We start from the raw sequence: 19,555 nt of genomic DNA, 5'->3' as shown, positions 1-19,555 counted from the left end.
CGCTTCACCGTATAATTGTTCCGTTAACAACAGGAGCATATGATGAAGGCAACTAAACTCGCCATTATTACCCTTTTTGTCCTGATGGCCGTAAGCGGTATCGGCGGCGTGATGCTTGCAGGATACTCGTTTATCGTTCGTGGCGGTGTCGGCTGAGGTACAGCGCCAGCCGCTCAAAAAGGCGATCGACAACGATGGCCGCCAGCGCGACCAGCACCGCCCCCTGCACAATATAAGCCGTATTAAACCCGCTTAAGCCGATGATGATCGGCGTTCCCAGCGTATTGGCACCGACCGTAGACGCAATGGTCGCCGTCCCGATGTTAATGATCACCGACGTGCGGATCCCGGCAATAATAACCGGTGCCGCAAGCGGCAGTTCTATCTTGCGCAGCCGCTGCCAGCGGCTCATCCCCATCCCTTCCGCCACGCTTAAAACAGACGCCGGGACCGCCGCAACGCCCGCCAGCGTGCCCTGCAGAACGGGCAACACGCCGTACAGAATCAGCGCAATAATCGCGGGCTGCTGACCAAAACCCATCACCGGCACCGCTATCGCCAGCACCGCCACTGGCGGAAACGTCTGTCCAATGGCCGCAACCGTCTCCACCAGCGGACGAAACTCCCGGCCCGCAGGTCGCGTGACCGCGATGCCCGCCCCTACTCCCAGCACCACCGCAATGACGCTTGAGAGCGCCACCAGCCAGAGATGCGCCAGGGCAAGGTTAATAAAGCTCTCCTGCTGATACACCGGCCGCGGTAGCCCCGGAAAAAGAGTGTTAAACAGCGCCGCGCTGTGAGGCATCAGAAACAGTAAGGCGACAAAGAGCGCTACCAGCCAGGGGAGCGGATCACGCAGTGCCTTCACGCGTCACCTCCCCGGCCAGCAGATCGCGAAAATGCAGGCTGCCGCACGGCGCACCCCGGGCATCCGCCACGGGCAGGACTTCGCACCGGCGCGCGACAAACGCGGAGAGGGCATCCCGCAGGCTCATCTGCTCCTGTAGCGGTTCCCCGCCGGGCGGTGCATTCTCACGGCGCATATAGTCTCCGACCGTCCGCAGGGAGAGCAGCCTGACGCCCAGCTCGCTGCGGCCAAAAAACTCGCGTACAAAGTCATTCTTCGGGCTGGTCAGCAGCGCAAGCGGCGCGCCCTGCTGCACCACCTCGCCGTGGTCCATCAGCACCAAATGGTCGGCCAGGCGCAGGGCTTCATCTATATCGTGCGTCACGAGGACGATGGTTCGACCAAGAATGCGGTGAATGCGGGTCATCTCCGTTTGCAGCGCCCCGCGCGTAACGGGATCCAGCGCGCCAAAGGGTTCATCCATCAGCAGCACCTGCGGGTTAGCCGCCAGCGCGCGCGCCACGCCCACGCGCTGCTGTTGTCCACCGGAGAGCTGGTGAGGATAGCGGTCGCGCAACGCGGGCTCCAGCCCCAGCAGAGACATCAGTTCATCAACGCGGTCAGCGATTTTAGCCCGCGACCATTTCTCCAGCTGCAGCACGGTGGCGATGTTCTGTGCCACCGTCCAGTGCGGAAACAGGCCGATAGACTGAATGGCATAGCCCATTCGGCGGCGCAGCTCCAGCACCGGCAGGCTGCGGATCTCTTCCCCGGCAAAGCGAATTAACCCGCTGTCATGCTCCACCAGCCGGTTGATCATCTTCAGCGTGGTGGATTTTCCCGAGCCCGAAGTGCCAATCAGCACGGAAAATGCCCCCTCGGCAAAGTTCAGGTTCAGATGGCTTGCCGCCGGGCGGCCGGCAAAGGTTTTATTCACATCATGAAATTCAATCATTGGCTCTTCTCCTGAGCAGCGCGAGCCATAAGGCAAACAGGGCGTCGACGACAACCGCCAGCGCAATGGTAGGGACTACGCCTAACAACACCAGATCGAGGGCGCTGCTCAGCAGCCCCTGGAACACCAGCGCGCCAAAGCCGCCTGCTCCAATCAGCGCGGCAATCACCGCCATGCCAACGGTCTGAACCGCTACCACACGCAGGCTGCGCAGCAGCAGGGGCAGCGCCAGCGGGAGCTGAATCTTCCAGAAACACTGTCGCGCGCTCATCCCCATCGCATGGGCGCTTTCCAGCACATCCGGCGCAACCTGGCTTAAGCCCGCGACTACGCCGCGCACCAGCGGGAGCAGCGCGTACAGCACCAGCGCAATCAGCGCGGGCGTTAGCCCCGTTCCGGCGATACCCACCGCGCCCAGCGCGGGAAACGACTTCACCAGCCCGGCCAGGGGGGCAATCAGCAGGCCAAACAGCGCAACGGAGGGAATGGTCTGGATGACGTTGAGCACGGCAAAGATGCTACCCTGACGTGAGGGATGACGATAACACCACATACCGAGCGGTATCCCGATCAGCAGCGCCGGGATCAGCGTGCCGAAAAGGATCGTCAGATGTTGCGCCAGGGCATCATCAAACACCTCCTGACGGTTGGCGTACTCTTTTAACAGCGAGAGGTTGTTCAGTTCACCGCTGAACAATAACAGCAGCGGAATAGACCATATCTGCGCATTAAGCACCCAGCGCCAGACAGAACTGGCGATGAGACGACGAATCGCATCGCTGCTGGCCAGTAAACACAAAGCCAGCCAGAGCCACAGGCCGCTGCCTGGCGTGGTTCTCGCCAGCGGACTTTCCGCCGAGGCCATATGCGTTGCCGCCAGCCCGGCGCTCCAGAACAGCGTGATAAAGAGACCTTCCGAGAGCAGCAGCGTCAGCCACTGCGCCGTTCGCCCTTGCCAGAGCGACAGTCCAACCCACGCGGCCAGCGCAGCCGCCAACCACCACGGCGTGAACGACCATACGTCCCAGAGAGCACGCCCTTCCCCCGACATCAGGCGGTTAGGCGCGACGTTCACAAACGGTAACGCGACCGCCGCGATGGCCACGCAGGCCAACAGCAGCAGTACGCGGTTATGACATTTTATTGGCACAGCCCTTTCCCGTTACTTCACAAGCCCTTGTTGTTTCAGGAAGTCGGCGGCCACTTTTTTGGCATCCAGTCCCTCGACGGCAATGCTGGCATTCAGCTGTTGCAGCGTTTTTTCATCCAGCCTTTCGAAGACCGGTTTGAGCCATTCCGCAATATCCGGGTAGGCTTTCAGCACCGCCTCACGCACAACCGGGGTTGGAGCGTAGATCGGCTGAACGCCTTTTGGATCGGTCAGGGTTTGCAGGCCCAGCGCCGCGACCGGGCCGTCGGTGCCGTAGGCCATCGCCGCGTTAACGCCGGAGGTTTGCTGCGCCGCCGCCTTAATGGTTACCGCCGTATCTCCGCCCGCCAGCGAGAGCAGTTGCGCCTGGTCGAGCTTGAAGTCGTACGCTTTTTCGAATGCAGGGAGCGCGTCGGGACGCTCGATAAACTCCGCGGACGCCGCGAGCTTGAAGTCGCCCTTCTCTTTCAGGTAGCGGCTGAGATCCGCAAGCGAGGTGAGCTTCCCTTTCTCCGCCACGTCCTTACGCACGGCGATAGTCCAGGTATTGTTGGCCGGGGCCGGGGTCAGCCAGACCAGCTTGTTCTGTTCCGCGTCGAGTTTTTTGACTTTTTCATAGCCAGCTTTGGCGTTTTTCCATGCCGGATCGTTCTCTTCTTTAAAGAAGAACGCGCCGTTGCCGGTGTATTCAGGATAGATATCCAGCTCGCCGGAGGTAATCGCGCCGCGCACGACGGGCGTGGTGCCCAGCTGAACTTTATTGACGGTTTTCACGCCGTGGCTTTCCAGCACCTGGAGAATAATATTCCCGAGCAGCGCGCCCTCGGTATCGATCTTTGAGCCCACTTTTACCGGCTCCGCCGCCTGTAACGGCAGGCTTAGCGCCGCGAGCAGCGCCGCAGAAACTACCATCCCCGATTTAATCGTCATTCCGCTGTCCTCATTTTTTTATCGCCTTTTTCAGAGGCTTGAGAGAAAAGCGTAGCTTAAAACGGCGGATTTACCCGGCAAAATGCCTTTTTAGCATAAGGTAAGACGCATCCCCCGATGGACGGGGGATGCAAAGGAGGGAAAGGTTACAGCAGCTCGAACTCGCCTTTATTTACGCGGGCGGAATCCACCCCGATAAAGACGTTAAACTTGCCCGGTTCCGCATCATATTTCATCTGCTGGTTCCAGAACTTCAGCGCATCCACGTCAATCGGGAAGCTGATGGTTTTGGTTTCGCCAGGCTTGAGATTGACCTTCTCAAAGCCGCGCAGCTGCTTCACAGGACGGCTCATCGAGGCGGTGACATCCTGCACGTACATCTGAATCACCGTTGCCCCTTCACGCTTGCCGGTGTTGATCACCTCGACGCTGGCGGTGACCTTGCCGTCACGCTTCAGGCTCGGCGCCGACATTTTCACCTCAGAGACCTTGAAGGTGGTGTAGCTCAGGCCATAACCAAACGGGTAGAGCGGGCCGTTAGCTTCGTCAAAATAACGAGACGTGTATTTGTTCGGCTTGTCGGCGTTGTACGGGCGACCGGTGTTCAGGTGGCTGTAGTAAACCGGGATCTGCCCGACGGAGCGCGGGAAGGACATCGGCAGCTTGCCCGACGGGTTGTAATCGCCAAACAGCACGTCGGCGATGGCGTTACCGCCTTCGGTGCCGGCGAACCAGGTTTCCAGAATGGCGTCAGCCTGCTGGTCCTCTTTCACCAGCGCCAGCGGACGACCGTTCATCAGCACCAGCACAAGCGGCTTGCCGGTCGCTTTCAGGGCGGCGATCAGATCGCGCTGGCTCTGCGGGATGGTGATGTCGGTACGGCTGGAGGCTTCGTGCGCCATACCCTGCGCTTCCCCCACGACCGCGACAACGACGTCAGACTGCTTCGCCGCGTTGACCGCTTCGTCGATCATCTCCTTCGGCGTGCGCGGATCGACCTTCACCGCTTCCTCGTACTGGTTGAGGAAGGTGACGATGTCTTTATCGTCGGTGACGTTCGCCCCTTTGGCGTACACCACTTTGGCGTTTTCACCGACGGCGCTCTTGATGCCGGTCAGGACGGTAACGGACTGATCGGCCACGCCCGCAGCAGACCAGCTCCCCATCACGTCGCGCTTGCTGTCAGCCAGCGGGCCGACCACAGCAATAGTGCCGGATTTTTTAAGCGGCAGCGTGTCGAGGCGGTTCTTCAGCAGCACCAGGCTTTCGCGCGCCACTTCACGCGCTTCTTTGCGGTGCAGGCGGCTTTCGGCGTTGGTATCCGCCGGGTCAGAATCTTTCGGCCCCAGGTGGCTGTACGGATCGTTAAACAGCCCCATGTCATATTTCACGTTCAGCACGTGGCGCGCGGCATCGTCCAGCTCCGCCATCGTTACCTTGCCGCTCTTCACCAGCCCCGGCAGGTATTTGCTGTAGTACTCGTCGCTCATGCTCATGTTGATGCCGGACTTGAGCGCCACGCGCACCGCGTCTTCTGGATCGGACGCCGTGCCGTGCTTGATCAGCTCTTTAATCGCGCCGTGGTCGGAAACGGTGATGCCCTTAAAGCCCCACTGGTCGCGCAGCACGTCTTTCAGCAGCCAGGAATCGGAGGTCGCAGGCGTGCCGTTCAGCGAGTTCAGCGCCACCATCACCGCGCCGCTGCCCGCATCCAGCCCTGCCTTGTACGGCGGCATGTAGTCGTTAAACAGGCGCTGTGGGCTCATGTCGACGGTGTTGTACTCTTTACCGCCTTCCACGGCGCCGTAGGCCGCAAAGTGTTTAACGCTGGTCATCACCGAGTAGCGGTCCGCCGGGCTCTTGCCCTGCATCGCTTCCACCATGGTTTTGCCCATCGTGGCCGTTAAATAGGTATCTTCACCGAAGCCTTCCGAGGCGCGGCCCCAGCGCGGATCGCGCGAGACGTCCACCATCGGTGCCCAGGTCATGTTCAGGCCGTCGTCCGCCGCTTCATAGGCCGACACGCGCCCGACGGTTTTCACCGCGTCGAGGTTAAACGAGGAGGCTAAGCCGAGGCTGATTGGGAAGACGGTACGCTGGCCGTGCACCACGTCATAGGCGAAGAACAGCGGGATTTTCAGGCGGCTGAGCTGCATCACCTGATCCTGCATGGCGCGGATATCCTGGCGGGTGACGGTGTTAAAAATCGCGCCCACCTGGTTCTCTTTGATCATCTCGCGGATGGCCTCTTTCGGGTTATCCGGGCCAACGCTGATCAGACGCAGCTGGCCGATTTTTTCATCGACCGTCATCTTCTTAAGCAACTCCGTGACAAACGCGTCGCGGGCTTCAGGCGTGAGCGGGTGATTACCAAACAAATCCTCTGCCAGCGCAGGTTGCAGCGCCAGGCTGACGGCGACACCTACAGAACATAGCCATTTCATGTTGTTATTCTCTCTCATCAATAACCGTGGGAAGCACCCGGCCAGACCGTGCGAAAAGCGCAGTGTGCCATAAACCCTCTGAACGTTGCAGGGTTATTCTCTGATTTTTCTCGTGAATACTCGACCGCTGAACAGTTAATCGCGCTATGCTTTACAGCGAGAAATTTGCCCCACCACAAGGAGTGGAAGATGACTTCTGTTCGAACTGACGATAACAAAACATTTATTAACGAACTGTCGCGCCTGGTTGGCTCCTCTCACCTGCTTACCGACCCGGCCAAAACCGCCCGCTACCGTAAGGGTTTCCGCTCCGGCCAGGGCGACGCGCTGGCGGTGGTCTTCCCCGGCACGCTGCTGGAGCTGTGGCGCGTGCTGAGCGCCTGCGTTGCGGCGGACAAAATTATTTTAATGCAGGCGGCCAACACCGGCCTGACCGAAGGTTCCACGCCGAACGGCAACGATTACGATCGCGATATCGTGATTATCAGCACTCTGCGCCTCGACAAGCTGCACCTGCTGGACAAAGGCGAGCAGGTGCTCGCGTTCCCGGGCACCACGCTCTACTCGCTGGAAAAAGCGCTTAAGCCGCTGGGCCGCGAGCCGCACTCGGTGATCGGCTCCTCCTGCATTGGCGCCTCGGTGGTCGGTGGGATTTGCAATAACTCCGGCGGTTCGCTGGTCCAGCGCGGCCCGGCCTACACCGAAATGTCACTTTTTGCCCGCATCGATGAAAACGGCAAGCTGACGCTGGTGAACCACCTGGGCATCGATCTGGGCGTGACGCCGGAACAGATCCTCAGCAAGCTCGACGACGACCGCGTGAGGGACGAAGACGTGCAACACGATGGTCGCCACGCGCACGACCACGATTACATCACCCGCGTGCGCGATATCGAGGCCGATACCCCGGCGCGCTACAACGCCGACCCGGATCGCCTGTTTGAATCGTCCGGCTGCGCGGGCAAGCTGGCGGTTTTTGCGGTACGTCTCGACACCTTCCCGGCAGAGAAAAAGCAGCAGGTATTTTACATCGGCACCAATCAGCCTGAGGTCCTGACCGAAATTCGTCGCCATATTCTGGGCGAATTCACCCACCTGCCGGTGGCGGGCGAGTACATGCATCGGGATATTTACGACATCGCGGAGCGCTACGGGAAAGACACCTTCCTGATGATCGATAAGCTTGGCACCGACAAAATGCCGTTCTTCTTCACCATGAAGGGCCGCACCGACGCGATGCTGGAGAAAGTGCCGCTGTTCAAGCCCCACTTTACCGACCGCTTTATGCAGAAGCTGGGCAACGTTTTCCCTGCACATCTGCCGGAGCGAATGAAAACCTGGCGTGATAAGTACGAACATCACCTGCTGCTGAAAATGGCCGGGGACGGGATCGCCGAAGCGCAGAGCTGGCTGACCGAGTTCTTCAGGACGGCTGAGGGTGATTTCTTTGCCTGCACGCCGGAAGAAGGCAGCAAAGCCTTCCTGCACCGCTTCGCCGCGGCGGGTGCCGCTATCCGTTACCAGGCGGTGCATTCCGAAGAGGTGGAAGATATTCTGGCGCTGGATATCGCCCTGCGACGCAACGACACCGAATGGTTTGAGCATCTGCCGCCGGAAATCGACAGCAAGCTGGTGCATAAGCTCTATTACGGCCACTTTATGTGCTACGTCTTCCATCAGGACTACATCGTCAAAAAAGGGGTAGATGCTCACGAACTGAAAGAGCAGATGCTCGCCCTGCTGCGCGAGCGTGGCGCACAATATCCTGCGGAACATAACGTCGGGCATCTTTATAAGGCCCCTGACGCCCTTAAGCAGTTTTATCGCGAGAATGACCCTACAAACAGCATGAACCCCGGGATCGGGAAAACAACGCGGAAGAAATACTGGAAAGAGAGTGCAGACGCGGAGCAGCGCATAACGCAAGCGTCTGATTAAACCCTACAGCCAAATTTGAGAGATTGTTTAGCGCGCCTTAATCGTAATAGAGTAGCGGTCTGTCGCCGGAGAAATGTTTCTCCGGCATTCTATAACGAGGAGCAGGCGCATCATGTCGGCTGTTGATGTTTTATCCGAAACCGAACTGGAAGTGCGCGACGCCCTTCCCGATGATGTGCATGCCATCGCCGCCATCTATGCCTGGCATGTGCTTCACGGACGCGCGTCATTCGAAGAAGTTCCCCCCACCATCGACGAAATGCGTCAGCGCATGAAAAGCGTGGCCGAGAACGGTTTACCGTGGCTCATCGCGCTGTATCGCGGCATCGTGGTGGGCTATTGTTACGCCACCCCTTACCGACCGCGTCAGGCCTATCGCTATACTCTGGAAGAGTCGATTTACGTGGATGCCAGCATCACCGGACGCGGTTTTGGCACCGCGTTAATGAACGCGCTGATCGCGCGCTGCGAGCAGGGCCCGTGGCGGCAGATGATTGCCGTTGTGGGCGATGGCAATAATAATTCCGGCTCGTTACGGCTGCATAAAAAACACGGCTTTGAGATTGTCGGTCAGCTTCGCAGCGTGGGGTATAAGAAAGGCGACTGGCGGGATACGGTGATAATGCAGCGCCCGCTCAACGACGGTGACTGGACGCTGCCGGAATAAACGCAGTGCGGTCTGGTGCTCTCACCCCGGCCCTCTCCCACAGGGAGAGGGAGAAAACATAAAAAACGGTAACGCATGTTACCGTTTTGCTTTTACCTAATCGTTTTGCGCCGTCGCCATCTGCTCCGCTTTCTGCTTTTTATAGGTCAATGCCGCAGCCGGAACGGGCTGCACTTTCCCGGTCTCAATCCAGGTCCGCAGGCGGCTCGCATCCGCGAAGTGGGTATATTTCCCGAAGGCATCCATCACCACCAGCGCCACCGGCTTACCGTTAAACACGGTGCGCATCACCAGGCAGTGGCCTGCCGCATTGGTAAACCCGGTTTTGGTTAACTGAATATTCCAGTTCTCGCGGTACACCAGATGGTTCGTGTTGCGAAACGGCAGCGTGTAAGACGGATTCGAGAATGTCGCCATGTCCTCACGCGTGGTGCTGAGCTGGCCGAGCAGCGGGTACTGCTTGCTGGCAATCAGTAGTTTCGTCAGATCGCGGGCCGTGGAGACGTTGTTAATCGACAGACCCGTCGGTTCAACAAAATGAGTATTGCTCATCCCCAGCGCTTTGGCTTTGGCGTTCATCGCGCGGATAAAGGCATCGTAACCGCCAGGATAGTGGTGCGCCAGACTTGCCGCCGCACGGTTTTCGGACGACATCAGCGCCAGCAGCAGCATATTTTTACGGCTGATTTCACTGTTCAGGCGCACGCGAGAGTAGATCCCTTTCATCTCCGGCGTGTGGCTGATATCCACTTTCAGCTTTTCGTCCAGCGGCAGGCGAGCATCAAGCACCACCATCGCGGTCATTAATTTGGTTATTGAGGCGATCGGGCGCACCAGGTCCGGGTGGCTGGCGTAAATCACCTTATTGGTGTTGAGATCAACAATCATCGCGCTGCCGGACGCAATTTGCGGCTGAGCAGCAGCGGTGGTCACCGCGGGCGTTTTGGCGACGGCTGGCACGGCAGCGGACGCGCCCAGCAGCAGCGCCAGGCTAAGTAAGGAGACACGAAATTTCAGCATGGTGAGACTTCTGATAATTATTCACGCACGTAATGACGTACACCGCCTGTGTCGACGGATAAACACAGGCTGGCTTCGGCATCATAGCGGTCACCGTGCTTTGTCGCCAGCGGATAATCGTGAACAGATGCTGCATTGCTGGCATTTACGCCAGCAATGCAGTGAGCTTAGAAGAGACGGTATCCATAACCCCAGAGAATAACCGTCAGTGCCAGTAACACCTCCAGTACCAGCACCCCGATGGCAAGCGTGGAACCGGAGAAGCTCAGGCCCTCTTCTTTATTGATATTCAGGAAGGTTGGAACGCCCAGATACAGCAGATAACCGGTGTAAAAGAGCGCAACAGTACCGATCAGCGCGCACAGCCAGACCAGTGGATAGAGCGCAACAATACCGCTTAAGAACAGCGGGGTCGCGACGTATCCGGCGAAGACCATACAGTGTGCCAGCGATGGGCGCTGTGGGTAGTTACGCGCCATCCAGTGAATGACGCGCCCCATGACCGCCACCCCTGCCAGCATCAGGCCATAAAAGAGAATGGCCAGATAAAGCCCGGTAAACCAGGAGAGCTGAACCACGGTACCGTCACCGAAGTTCCAGCCGATTTGTGTTGTGCCAATAAACGCGCATATTACCGGCACCGCGGCCATCAGCAGCACATGGTGGGTGTAATGATGCGAGACCGTTTCGTTCTCACTTTTGATGACATGCATTTCACGATCGGGATGGGAGAAAAGTCCCCAGACATGGTTCATAGCGCCCCCTTGTTGTCGGCCCGTCAGCGATACCTTAAGTATAATGCAGGCTTTAGATTATTTTATGTACAGTGGGAAATTTCCGTTGATTGCCGCGCGGTTGATTCATGAGGTATATGATTAAACGAGGTACGCAGAGGGAGATAACCGTTACGTAATGGATATTAACGCACTCATTGAACAATATGGATATGCCGCGCTGGTCATCGGCAGCGTGGCGGAAGGTGAAACCATCACGCTGCTGGGCGGCGTCGCCGCGCATCAGGGCTTACTGAAGTTTCCGCTGGTCGTCGCTGCGGTCGCGCTGGGCGGCATGATTGGCGATCAGCTGCTCTACTTCCTGGGGCTACGCTTTGGCCCGGCGCTGCTCAAGCGTTTCGTTAAACACAAAAAGAAAATCAACCGCGCGCAGCGCCTGATCCAGCGTCACCCTTATCTGTTCGTCATAGGCACCCGCTTTATGTACGGCTTCAGGATTATCGGACCGATACTGATTGGTGCCAGCCGCCTGCCGCCAAAAATTTTCCTGCCGCTGAATATTGTTGGCGCGATAGCCTGGGCGCTGATCTTCACGACGCTTGGTTACGTGGGTGGCGAAGTGATTGGCCCGTGGCTGCATAACCTTGACCAACACCTGAAGCACTGGGCGTGGTTGATTCTGGTGGTTGTGGCGGTGATTGGGGTCAGGCTGTGGATGCGGCACAGAGAGAAGAAGCGGGATGAGGAGTGAGTCAGCCTGGTGCCCCTCACCCCTTTGGGGAGAGGGGAAACCTGTTACCCTTCCGGCTTAAACTGCGGATTCGCCAGCATAAAGCCCCCGTCGACGATAAACGATTGCCCTGTGGTATAGCTGGCGTCGCTGTCACACAGCCACGCCACCAGGCTGGCGATTTCTTTGGTGTGGCCCGGCCTTGCCAGCGGGATTTCCGGCATTGACCCTTCCTTCACTTCGCTGTCGTCCATATCGTTCATCGGCGTGGCAATGGCCCCCGGCGCGACGGCGTTCACCAGAATCTTGTGCTTCACCAGCTCCATCGCCATCGATTTGGTTAAGCCGCCGAGCGCATGTTTCGCAGCCGTGTAAGCGCTGGCATCAGGCAGCGGCGTGTGCTCATGCACCGAGGTGATGTTCACAATCCGCCCCCCTTTCCCCTGCTTCACCATCTGCCGTGCCGCAATCTGCGAGCAGAGAAACGCGCCGTCCACGTCGACGGTAAAAATGTTCCGCCAGTCGTCAAACGCCATCTCAAGAAATGGCGCTTTGATCATCGCTCCGGCATTGTTAACCAGCACGTCCAGCCGGCCGAAACGTGCAATCAGCGTTTCAATGGCTTCAGCGCCGTCCGGGAGCGTGCTTAAATCAAGATGGATAGCCTCTGCACGCTGCCCACGCGCTTCAACTTCACGGCAGGTTTCCAGCGCCCCTTTTTCATCCGAATGCCAGGTGACGCCAATATCAAACCCGCGCTCTGCCAGCATCAGCGCCGTGGTTTTACCGATCCCGGAATCCGATGCGGTTACAATCGCTACTCTGTTCATACTCACCTCCTGAAAAACTGCAAAGAGGTAAGTATAGATAATGGCCCTGTTTAGCCATGATGATAGCCGCCGCCCAGCGCTGACGTCAGCTGCAGCGTGGCGTCGAGATACTGGCCTTTCAACATGACGCCTTCGAGATGCTCTTTCAGTGCCGGGATTCTGGCTTCGCTGACCCGCGAACCGGCAATAATACCTGCGCTAAAACGCGCCTGCGCCAGCGCCACCACGCGCGCCGCGTCTTTTTCGATCTGCTGCTGGTGACGATTTTTTGCCGTCAGGGTTTCAACTTCGCTTGCCGTACGCGCCACCTGATTGACCGCCTCCACCACCGCTTTGTTGTAGTTCGCGACCGAGAGGTTATTCTGCGCCTGGGCGATATCCAGATTAGCGTTCAGCCTGCCGCTGTCGAAGATCGGCAGCGTCAGTCCGGCAGTCACGCCCATCTGCTGGGCTGAAGAGCGGAACAGATCGCTCAGGTGCAGGGCATCCTGCTGTAAGAACGCCATCAGGTTCACGTCAGGATAAAACGCCGCTCTGGCGGCTTCCACCTCGCTCATGGAGGCTTCGATATACCAGTGCGCTTCCTGCAGATCCGGTCGGCGAGCCAGCAGTTCATAGCCGAGCGTCGACGGTAACGAGGCTTCTGCTGCAGGCAACGGGTGGCGCGTAAGGTGTGTCGCCGGGGTGCCGGTCAGCGCATCCAGACGCGCTTCAATGGCCTTCATTTTGCCCTTTACGTCGGCCAGCTGTTCATTAGTCTTACTGGCGTGTATATCGGTTTCGACGCCCTCCACCGAGGAGGTAATACCGTGTTGATACAGTTCGCGATCGGCGTCGATAATATTTTCCTGCTCCTGTTTAATCCGGGTAAGAACTTCCCCTGCTTCGGCCTGGGTCTGCCACGCCCAGTAAAGACGCGCAACGCTGGTTGAAAGCAGCTGGCGGGTCTGCTCCAGCTCCGCTTTTTGCGCATTCACTTTACCGATACGCGCTGCAATCCGGGCGCGGTTTTTGCCCCACAAATCGAGATCCCAGCCCGCCGTCAGGCCAAAGGTGCCGTTGGTATACCATGGGCCGGTGGTGCCCGCCGCCGGGTCGGTAAGGGCAAACGGCCCCATCAGCCCCTCTGCCGACATTTTTTGCCGTTCAACATCCGCTGAAAAATCCATTTGTGGGCCATCGGCTGCGATAGCGGCTCTGGCCTGCGCTTCGGCAAGCGTAATGCGCTGCCGGGCAATTTGCATATCGGGCGCATCCGCTATGGCTTTGGCAATAAGCGAATTTAACTGCGGGTCGTTATATTCTTTCCACCATTCATTTTTCGGCCAGTCCGCATGACGAAGTTGGGTATTAACGGACGCGGCTGTCGTTTGCGTTTGAATTGGCGACACCGTGGAATGTTCCGGTGCGCAGGCAGCCAGCATAAAAACAAGGGGAGCACTCAGAGATAAAATAAGAAAACGTTTCATTACGCCATGCACTCAAAAAAATAAAGGCGCAACTTACGCTTGATGACGCGCTATTTTTTAGTAACGCGTGGCAATCCGCAAATTGTCATACACTTACATACTCGGCAAAATATTCACCGAGTGAATTATTTATTTTTAAATATAATTGCCGTTTATTTTGACTGTATAACTCGCGCAATATCAGCCGACGTTTGCAGCGTGCGGATCTCCTGAAATAATCCCAGCGCTTCGCTGTACTCTTTGCGTAAATAACTCAGCCACTGTTTAATTCGCGCGACGTGATACAAACCGGTGTCGCCCTGCTTCTCCAGACGGCTGTATTTTTGCAGCAGCGTGACGACGTCTGCCCACGGCATCCGCGGTTCGTTATATTTCACCACCCGGCTGAGGTTCGGCACGTTCAGCGCACCGCGGCCAATCATCACCGCATCGCAGCCGGTGGCTTTCAGGCACGCCTGCGCGCTCTCGTAATCCCAGATTTCGCCATTGGCGATCACCGGAATAGTAAGTCGTTTGCGGATCTCACCAATCGCCTGCCAGTTAATGCGCTCGGCTTTGTAGCCGTCTTCTTTAGTGCGGCCATGCACCACCAGCTCGGTGGCCCCGGCCTGCTGCACCGCATCGGCAATTTCAAACTGTCGGGCGTCGCTGTCCCACCCCAGGCGCACCTTAACCGTCACCGGCAAATGCGAGGGCACGGCCTCACGCATGGCTTTCGCGCCGCGGTAAATCAGCTCAGGATCTTTCAGCAACGTCGCTCCGCCGCCGCTGCCGTTCACCAGCTTCGACGGACAGCCGCAGTTCAGATCCACCCCGTAAGAGCCAAGCGCTACCGCGCGGGCGGCATTTTCCGCCAGCCATTCAGGATACTGGCCAAGCAGCTGAATACGCACCAGCGTGCCGGAAGGGGTCCGGCTCTGGCGATGCAGTTCAGGGCAGAGACGATAGAATGACTTTTCTGGCAGCAACATATCGACCACGCGTAAAAACTCCGTTACGCAGAGATCGTAATCGTTCACCTCGGTCAGAAGCTCGCGCACGAGGGAGTCGAGTACGCCTTCCATTGGGGCCAGTAAAACACGCATAGCAGTACCTGTGAAAAAAGACGCGCTATAGTAGCCGCTCTCTATATCGCTGGGAAGCGCTTCTGTTCAGGCAGAAAGTCACCCGGCGTTGCCCCAACAATTGCGCGAAACGCCGCCGCAAATGCCGCCGGGCCGGAAAACCCCAGCATCCAGGCCACCTGCTTAACCGGGTATCCGTTGGCGAGGAGATCCAGCGAGGCACAAATCCTTGCGCGCTGTCGCCAGGCCCGGAAGCTAAAGCCGGTATCGTTGATAAACGCACGTGAAAATGTGCGTTCAGACATCGCGGCCCGTTCCGCCAGCCTTTCCAGAGAGAGATCCCAGAGATTGTTGGCAATGATGTCACAGGCCACGCGATGTAAGCGCTCATCCACGGGCATCGGCAGTTCGGCAGAAATCTGCTGCGTCTCGCTGAGGATGTCGAGCAGCAAAACGGCCATGCTGCGCTGGCTTGCCGGCCGGTATTTCGCGCTGAACAGCCCGGCAATCAGCTCTTTGAACAACGCTGTGGCCATAATCACGTGAACCTCGTCTTTCCGCTTAAAAGGTTCGCATTGCGAAATCAGTGCCGGGCTAAACCAGACCGCGCGAAGCTCCGTTGCGGATAACACGCTGTAGGTATGCTCCTGAAAGGGAGGGATCCACAGCGCGCGCTGCGGCGGTATGACCCAGCGTTTGCTGCCGGTTTCAACCAGCATAACCCCCTTAATGGCAAACAAAAGTTGTCCCTGCGAATGCTGGTGAGGCGGATCGACTTCGCCGCGCGTATAGCGAATTGCCCCTCTTGACCATCCGATAGCATCGTCGTGAATTGGCGTTTTATCGATAACGGTTGGCATTTCACATTCCCCCCTTCCTCTTATGATGCTGCTTGTACACGTAACCAGAGAGAGACGCAATGCACATCCATTTTATTATTCATGAACATTTCGAGGCGCCAGGCGCCTATGAAATCTGGGGGAAAAGTCGCGGCTGCAGTCTGAGCTACACCAGAGTGTATCAGGGCGAACCTTTACCTGAGGAACTGGGGGGCACAGACCTGCTTATCATCATGGGAGGCCCGCAATCCCCCGCCACCACGCTTGAGGAATGCCCCTGGTTTGATGCGCAGGCGGAAAAGGCACTCATCAGCCGCGCGATAGAGGCAGGTAAAACGGTGATAGGCGTTTGTCTGGGCTCACAGCTTATCGGCGAAGCGCTGGGCGCAGCGTTTTGCCACAGCCCGGAAAAAGAGATCGGCAAATTTCCCGTCAGGCTCACAGATGCAGGCAAGGCGAACCCGCTGTTTGAGGACTTTGGCAGCGTGCTGAACGTCGGTCACTGGCATAACGATATGCCTGGGTTGACGCCGCAGGCTAAGGTTCTGGCTTACAGCGAGGGCTGTCCCCGCCAGATCGTGCAATACAGCGAACGGGTTTACGGTTTCCAGTGCCATATGGAGCTGACGCCGGAGGTGGTAGAGTTGCTGATTGAGCATTCGCAGAATGACCTCCGCCGTGCGGGTGAATTCCGTTTTGTCGAAACGGCGGAAAAACTCCGCTCGCATGATTATCGCGAAATGAACCAGGTGCTGTTTTCTTTTCTCGATAAACTGACCGCCTGACGCTGATACCTTCTCTGGCGCGTGACTTCGCCAGCGCAATCCCTTTCCTCTAAACTGTAGCCTGCACCAGTAAGGTGATACCGGACGTTCCATTCCGGAATGTCTGGTATGCTCAAAATTCATGATGTGATCCGTGGCACATTTTTAGGTTTAATTGTATGATGAATGCGTTTCAGCAAGGACTATCACCATGAGCAAATCATTGAACATTATCTGGCAATATCTGCGCGCATTCGTCCTGATTTACGCCTGCCTGTATGCCGGCATTTTCATCGCGTCGCTGCTGCCCATCACCATTCCCGGCAGCATTATCGGTATGCTGATCCTCTTCGTTTTACTGGCGCTGCAAATTCTGCCTGCAAAGTGGGTTAATCCAGGCTGCTTCATTCTTATCCGCTACATGGCGCTGCTGTTCGTGCCTATCGGCGTGGGCGTCATGCAGTATTTTGATTTGCTCAAGGCGCAGTTCGGCCCGATTGTCGTTTCCTGCGCGGTCAGCACGCTGGTGGTTTTCCTGGTGGTGAGCTGGAGTTCTCATCTGGTACATGGAGAACGTAACGTGGTCGGGGAGAAAACAAAAAAATGATGGCTAATATCTGGTGGTCACTGCCGTTAACCCTGCTGGTATTCTTCGCCGCGCGCAAGCTTGCCGCACGATTTAAAATGCCCTTGCTGAACCCCCTGCTGGTGGCGATGGTGGTGATTATTCCCTTCCTGCTGCTCACCGGCATTCCTTATGAGCGTTACTTTGCGGGCAGCAAAATTTTAAACGACCTCCTGCAGCCCGCCGTTGTCGCGCTTGCCTTTCCTTTATATGAGCAGCTGCACCAGATCCGCGCACGGTGGAAGTCCATCATTACTATCTGTTTTGTGGGAAGCCTGGTGGCGATGATTACCGGCACGTCGGTGGCGCTGTTGATGGGGGCCTCCCCGCAAATTGCCGCCTCTATCCTGCCTAAATCAGTGACCACGCCTATCGCGATGGCGGTAGGCGGCAGCCTCGGCGGTATTCCGGCCATCAGCGCGATGTGCGTGATTTTCGTCGGTATTCTCGGCGCGGTGTTTGGCCACACTCTGCTGAACGGGATGCGTATTCACACCAAAGCAGCGCGCGGGCTGTCGATGGGCACCGCCTCGCACGCGCTGGGTACCGCCCGCTGCGCGGAGCTGGACTATCAGGAAGGGGCGTTTAGCTCGCTTGCGCTGGTGATCTCCGGGATTATCACCTCCCTGCTCGCCCCGTTCATTTTCCCGCTGATTCTGGCGGTGATGGGCTAAAATTTGCGATGCGTCGCGCAAATTTCATTTTGATTTCATAAGTTGCATACATAATGAGAAGTGGATCACATATAAAGGCCTTGCGGCTCCGTAAACTACCGATCCATTAACCTTTATGAGGCAAACGCCATGCACCCACGTTTTCAAGCTGCCTTCGCTCAGCTTGCAGAGAATTTGCAGTCAGCCCTCGCTCCCGTTCTGGCAGACGCACATTTCCCCGCCCTGCTGACGGCGGAGCAGGTCACGGTGCTTAAACAGGCAACCGGGCTGGATGAAGACGCGCTGGCTTTCGCACTGCTGCCCCTGGCTGCCGCCTGCGCCCGGGCCGATCTTTCCCACTTCAACGTCGGCGCCATCGCGCGCGGCGTCAGCGGAACCTGGTACTTCGGCGGGAACATGGAGTTCCTCGGCGCAACCATGCAGCAGACCGTTCACGCGGAGCAGAGCGCCATCAGCCACGCCTGGCTGCGCGGTGAGAAAGCCCTGAGCGCCATCACCGTAAACTACACCCCGTGCGGCCACTGCCGCCAGTTTATGAACGAGCTGAACAGCGGGCTGCAGCTGCGCATTAACCTGCCGGGCCGCGCGCCGCACACGCTGGGCGATTACCTGCCTGACGCCTTCGGCCCGAAAGATCTGGAGATTAAAACGCTGCTGATGGACGAGCAGGATCACGGTTTCGCCCTGTCCGGCGATGACCTGAACCAGGCGGCCATACGCGCGGCGAACAAGAGCCACACCCCGTACAGCAACTCCCCGAGCGGCGTGGCACTGCAGTGCCGCGATGGCCGTATCTTCACCGGCAGCTATGCGGAAAACGCCGCGTTTAACCCAACGCTGCCGCCGCTGCAGGGCGCACTCAACCTGCTGAGCCTGAACGGCTACGATTATCCGGACATTCAGCGTGCCGTTCTGGCCGAAAAGGCCGATGCGCCGCTGATTCAGTGGGATGCCACCGCCGCAACGCTCAAGGCGTTAGGCTGCACGACGATCGACCGCGTCCTGCTGGCGTAAACCTTCCGGCGGACAGAAATGTCCGCCACGTTGCTGAAAAACCCCTCAGTTGAGTCGCTGTTTCTTGCGCTAACCAGGCGGGTAAAGTAGCCTGAGTTAAATTTCATCCACGAACGAGCCATCTTCATGTTAAAGCGCGTTTTTTACAGCCTGTCTGTCCTGGTCGGCATACTGCTGTTTATCGTGCTGGGTCTCGACCGCTGGATGAGCTGGAAAACCGCTCCCTACATCTTTGATGACCTGCAGGATCTCCCCTATCGCCAGGTGGGCGTGGTGCTCGGCACCGCCAAGTATTACCGCACCGGGGTGATCAACCAGTATTACCGCTACCGCATTCAGGGCGCGCTGAACGCCTACAACAGCGGCAAGGTAAACTACCTGCTGCTGAGCGGTGATAACGCGCTGCAAAGCTATAACGAGCCGGTGACGATGCGGAAGGATTTGATTGCCGCAGGCGTGGACCCTGCCGATATCGTGCTCGACTACGCCGGGTTCCGCACCCTCGACTCCATCGTGCGCACGCGCAAAGTCTTCGATACCAACGACTTCATCATCATCACCCAGCGCTTCCACTGCGAGCGCGCGCTGTTTATCGCCCTGCACATGGGCATTCAGGCCCAGTGCTACGCGGTGCCGTCGCCGAAAGATATGCTGAGCGTGCGCGTCCGCGAGTTTGGCGCGCGTTTTGGCGCCCTGGCCGATCTCTATATCTTCAAACGCGAACCGCGCTTTTTAGGCCCTCTGGTGCCGATCCCGGCAATGCACGAAGTGCCGGAAGACGCGCAGGGTTACCCGGCGGTGACGCCAGAGCAGCTGCTGGATATGCAGAAAAAAGAGAAAAAGTAGGCCTGCCTTTATACT

The 19,555-nt window shown here is 57.8% G+C and carries 20 protein-coding genes; 9 read left to right on the top strand and 11 right to left on the bottom strand.

Features of this window, described 5'->3' with window-relative positions:
• Window positions 1–42: 42 nt before the first annotated feature.
• On the top strand, window positions 43–156 hold the full coding sequence (locus tag IM271_RS06265) for a protein YohO (RefSeq protein WP_008500895.1): 114 nt from the start codon (window positions 43–45) through the stop codon (window positions 154–156).
• Here IM271_RS06265 and IM271_RS06260 read toward each other — a convergent pair.
• From IM271_RS06260 to bglX, 5 genes are all read right to left on the bottom strand, one after another.
• A complete protein-coding gene (locus IM271_RS06260) occupies window positions 131–868 on the bottom strand; it encodes an ABC transporter permease (RefSeq protein WP_193052327.1) in 738 nt (245 codons plus the stop codon). The genes IM271_RS06265 and IM271_RS06260 overlap by 26 nt on opposite strands.
• Window positions 852–1,802: an ABC transporter ATP-binding protein gene (locus IM271_RS06255; RefSeq protein WP_193052326.1), complete on the bottom strand. Its 951-nt coding sequence runs from the start codon at window positions 1,800–1,802 to the stop codon at window positions 852–854. The genes IM271_RS06260 and IM271_RS06255 overlap by 17 nt, the downstream gene beginning before the upstream one ends.
• On the bottom strand, window positions 1,795–2,952 hold the full coding sequence (locus IM271_RS06250) for an ABC transporter permease (protein WP_193052325.1): 1,158 nt from the start codon (window positions 2,950–2,952) through the stop codon (window positions 1,795–1,797). The genes IM271_RS06255 and IM271_RS06250 overlap by 8 nt, the downstream gene beginning before the upstream one ends.
• A 12-nt stretch (window positions 2,953–2,964) precedes the next feature.
• A complete protein-coding gene (locus IM271_RS06245; RefSeq protein ID WP_028013842.1) occupies window positions 2,965–3,882 on the bottom strand; it encodes an ABC transporter substrate-binding protein in 918 nt (305 codons plus the stop codon).
• Window positions 3,883–4,028: 146 nt separating this feature from the next.
• Window positions 4,029–6,326, bottom strand: coding sequence for a beta-glucosidase BglX (gene bglX / locus IM271_RS06240; protein WP_193052324.1), 2,298 nt, complete (start codon window positions 6,324–6,326; stop codon window positions 4,029–4,031).
• Between the two features lie 189 nt (window positions 6,327–6,515).
• Here bglX and dld point away from each other — a divergent pair, with 189 nt between their 5' ends.
• Window positions 6,516–8,264, top strand: a complete 1,749-nt coding sequence (dld, locus tag IM271_RS06235; RefSeq protein ID WP_045259739.1) for a D-lactate dehydrogenase — start codon at window positions 6,516–6,518, stop codon at window positions 8,262–8,264.
• A 112-nt stretch (window positions 8,265–8,376) separates the two neighbouring features.
• Complete coding sequence (locus IM271_RS06230) at window positions 8,377–8,931, top strand: GNAT family N-acetyltransferase (RefSeq protein ID WP_028013845.1); 555 nt, start codon at window positions 8,377–8,379, stop codon at window positions 8,929–8,931.
• 96 nt (window positions 8,932–9,027) lie between these two features.
• On the opposite strand, the gene pbpG is transcribed toward IM271_RS06230, so the two are convergent.
• Both pbpG and IM271_RS06220 read right to left on the bottom strand, forming a co-directional pair.
• Complete coding sequence (gene pbpG / locus IM271_RS06225) at window positions 9,028–9,951, bottom strand: D-alanyl-D-alanine endopeptidase (protein ID WP_028013846.1); 924 nt, start codon at window positions 9,949–9,951, stop codon at window positions 9,028–9,030.
• 167 nt (window positions 9,952–10,118) lie between these two features.
• Window positions 10,119–10,706, bottom strand: coding sequence for a Yip1 family protein (locus tag IM271_RS06220; RefSeq protein WP_028013847.1), 588 nt, complete (start codon window positions 10,704–10,706; stop codon window positions 10,119–10,121).
• A 157-nt stretch (window positions 10,707–10,863) separates the two neighbouring features.
• On the opposite strand from IM271_RS06220, the gene IM271_RS06215 reads away from it, so the two are divergent.
• Complete coding sequence (locus tag IM271_RS06215; RefSeq protein WP_193052323.1) at window positions 10,864–11,436, top strand: DedA family protein; 573 nt, start codon at window positions 10,864–10,866, stop codon at window positions 11,434–11,436.
• A gap of 44 nt (window positions 11,437–11,480) precedes the next feature.
• Here the strand turns inward: IM271_RS06215 and IM271_RS06210 are convergent, their stop codons facing one another.
• The 4 genes from IM271_RS06210 to IM271_RS06195 form a co-directional block, all read right to left on the bottom strand.
• Window positions 11,481–12,245, bottom strand: a complete 765-nt coding sequence (locus IM271_RS06210; protein WP_193052322.1) for an SDR family oxidoreductase — start codon at window positions 12,243–12,245, stop codon at window positions 11,481–11,483.
• Window positions 12,246–12,295: 50 nt separating this feature from the next.
• Window positions 12,296–13,714 carry a multidrug resistance outer membrane protein MdtQ gene (mdtQ, locus tag IM271_RS06205; protein WP_028013850.1) on the bottom strand — a complete coding sequence of 473 codons (1,419 nt, stop codon included), beginning with the start codon at window positions 13,712–13,714 and terminating at the stop codon, window positions 12,296–12,298.
• 152 nt (window positions 13,715–13,866) lie between these two features.
• Window positions 13,867–14,799, bottom strand: coding sequence for a tRNA dihydrouridine(16) synthase DusC (gene dusC / locus IM271_RS06200; RefSeq protein WP_028013851.1), 933 nt, complete (start codon window positions 14,797–14,799; stop codon window positions 13,867–13,869).
• A gap of 41 nt (window positions 14,800–14,840) precedes the next feature.
• Entirely contained in the window at window positions 14,841–15,638 is a 798-nt protein-coding gene (locus tag IM271_RS06195) for a helix-turn-helix domain-containing protein (protein WP_193052321.1), read from the bottom strand.
• A 59-nt stretch (window positions 15,639–15,697) separates the two neighbouring features.
• Between IM271_RS06195 and IM271_RS06190 the strand changes: the two genes are divergently transcribed.
• From IM271_RS06190 to sanA, 5 genes are all read left to right on the top strand, one after another.
• Entirely contained in the window at window positions 15,698–16,402 is a 705-nt protein-coding gene (locus IM271_RS06190) for a type 1 glutamine amidotransferase (protein WP_028013853.1), read from the top strand.
• 190 nt (window positions 16,403–16,592) lie between these two features.
• Window positions 16,593–16,988, top strand: a complete 396-nt coding sequence (locus tag IM271_RS06185) for a CidA/LrgA family protein (RefSeq protein WP_047363090.1) — start codon at window positions 16,593–16,595, stop codon at window positions 16,986–16,988.
• The gene (locus tag IM271_RS06180; protein ID WP_193052320.1) at window positions 16,985–17,680 is read left to right on the top strand and encodes a CidB/LrgB family autolysis modulator; all 696 of its coding nucleotides are present in this window, start codon (window positions 16,985–16,987) and stop codon (window positions 17,678–17,680) included. The genes IM271_RS06185 and IM271_RS06180 overlap by 4 nt, the downstream gene beginning before the upstream one ends.
• A gap of 129 nt (window positions 17,681–17,809) precedes the next feature.
• Window positions 17,810–18,694 carry a cytidine deaminase gene (cdd, locus tag IM271_RS06175; RefSeq protein ID WP_028013856.1) on the top strand — a complete coding sequence of 295 codons (885 nt, stop codon included), beginning with the start codon at window positions 17,810–17,812 and terminating at the stop codon, window positions 18,692–18,694.
• A gap of 126 nt (window positions 18,695–18,820) precedes the next feature.
• Window positions 18,821–19,540 carry an outer membrane permeability protein SanA gene (gene sanA, locus IM271_RS06170; RefSeq protein ID WP_028013857.1) on the top strand — a complete coding sequence of 240 codons (720 nt, stop codon included), beginning with the start codon at window positions 18,821–18,823 and terminating at the stop codon, window positions 19,538–19,540.
• The last annotated feature ends 15 nt before the right edge of the window (window positions 19,541–19,555 follow it).

It is taken from the genome of Enterobacter cloacae complex sp. I3 (assembly GCF_014896175.1).
Taxonomy (GTDB): domain Bacteria; phylum Pseudomonadota; class Gammaproteobacteria; order Enterobacterales; family Enterobacteriaceae; genus Enterobacter; species Enterobacter bugandensis.
Note: the sequence above shows the minus strand (reverse complement) of the source record. Positions and strands in the feature narration are given on the sequence as shown.

Coding starts and splice junctions, on each gene's coding strand:
- IM271_RS06265 (WP_008500895.1), top strand. CDS start 43: ATGAAGGCAACTAAACTCGCCATTATTACCCTTTTTGTCCTGATGGCC.
- IM271_RS06255 (WP_193052326.1), bottom strand. CDS start 1,802: ATGATTGAATTTCATGATGTGAATAAAACCTTTGCCGGCCGCCCGGCG.
- IM271_RS06245 (WP_028013842.1), bottom strand. CDS start 3,882: ATGACGATTAAATCGGGGATGGTAGTTTCTGCGGCGCTGCTCGCGGCG.
- bglX (WP_193052324.1), bottom strand. CDS start 6,326: ATGAAATGGCTATGTTCTGTAGGTGTCGCCGTCAGCCTGGCGCTGCAA.
- dld (WP_045259739.1), top strand. CDS start 6,516: ATGACTTCTGTTCGAACTGACGATAACAAAACATTTATTAACGAACTG.
- IM271_RS06230 (WP_028013845.1), top strand. CDS start 8,377: ATGTCGGCTGTTGATGTTTTATCCGAAACCGAACTGGAAGTGCGCGAC.
- pbpG (WP_028013846.1), bottom strand. CDS start 9,951: ATGCTGAAATTTCGTGTCTCCTTACTTAGCCTGGCGCTGCTGCTGGGC.
- IM271_RS06220 (WP_028013847.1), bottom strand. CDS start 10,706: ATGAACCATGTCTGGGGACTTTTCTCCCATCCCGATCGTGAAATGCAT.
- IM271_RS06215 (WP_193052323.1), top strand. CDS start 10,864: ATGGATATTAACGCACTCATTGAACAATATGGATATGCCGCGCTGGTC.
- IM271_RS06210 (WP_193052322.1), bottom strand. CDS start 12,245: ATGAACAGAGTAGCGATTGTAACCGCATCGGATTCCGGGATCGGTAAA.
- mdtQ (WP_028013850.1), bottom strand. CDS start 13,714: ATGAAACGTTTTCTTATTTTATCTCTGAGTGCTCCCCTTGTTTTTATG.
- dusC (WP_028013851.1), bottom strand. CDS start 14,799: ATGCGTGTTTTACTGGCCCCAATGGAAGGCGTACTCGACTCCCTCGTG.
- IM271_RS06195 (WP_193052321.1), bottom strand. CDS start 15,638: ATGCCAACCGTTATCGATAAAACGCCAATTCACGACGATGCTATCGGA.
- IM271_RS06190 (WP_028013853.1), top strand. CDS start 15,698: ATGCACATCCATTTTATTATTCATGAACATTTCGAGGCGCCAGGCGCC.
- IM271_RS06185 (WP_047363090.1), top strand. CDS start 16,593: ATGAGCAAATCATTGAACATTATCTGGCAATATCTGCGCGCATTCGTC.
- IM271_RS06180 (WP_193052320.1), top strand. CDS start 16,985: ATGATGGCTAATATCTGGTGGTCACTGCCGTTAACCCTGCTGGTATTC.
- cdd (WP_028013856.1), top strand. CDS start 17,810: ATGCACCCACGTTTTCAAGCTGCCTTCGCTCAGCTTGCAGAGAATTTG.
- sanA (WP_028013857.1), top strand. CDS start 18,821: ATGTTAAAGCGCGTTTTTTACAGCCTGTCTGTCCTGGTCGGCATACTG.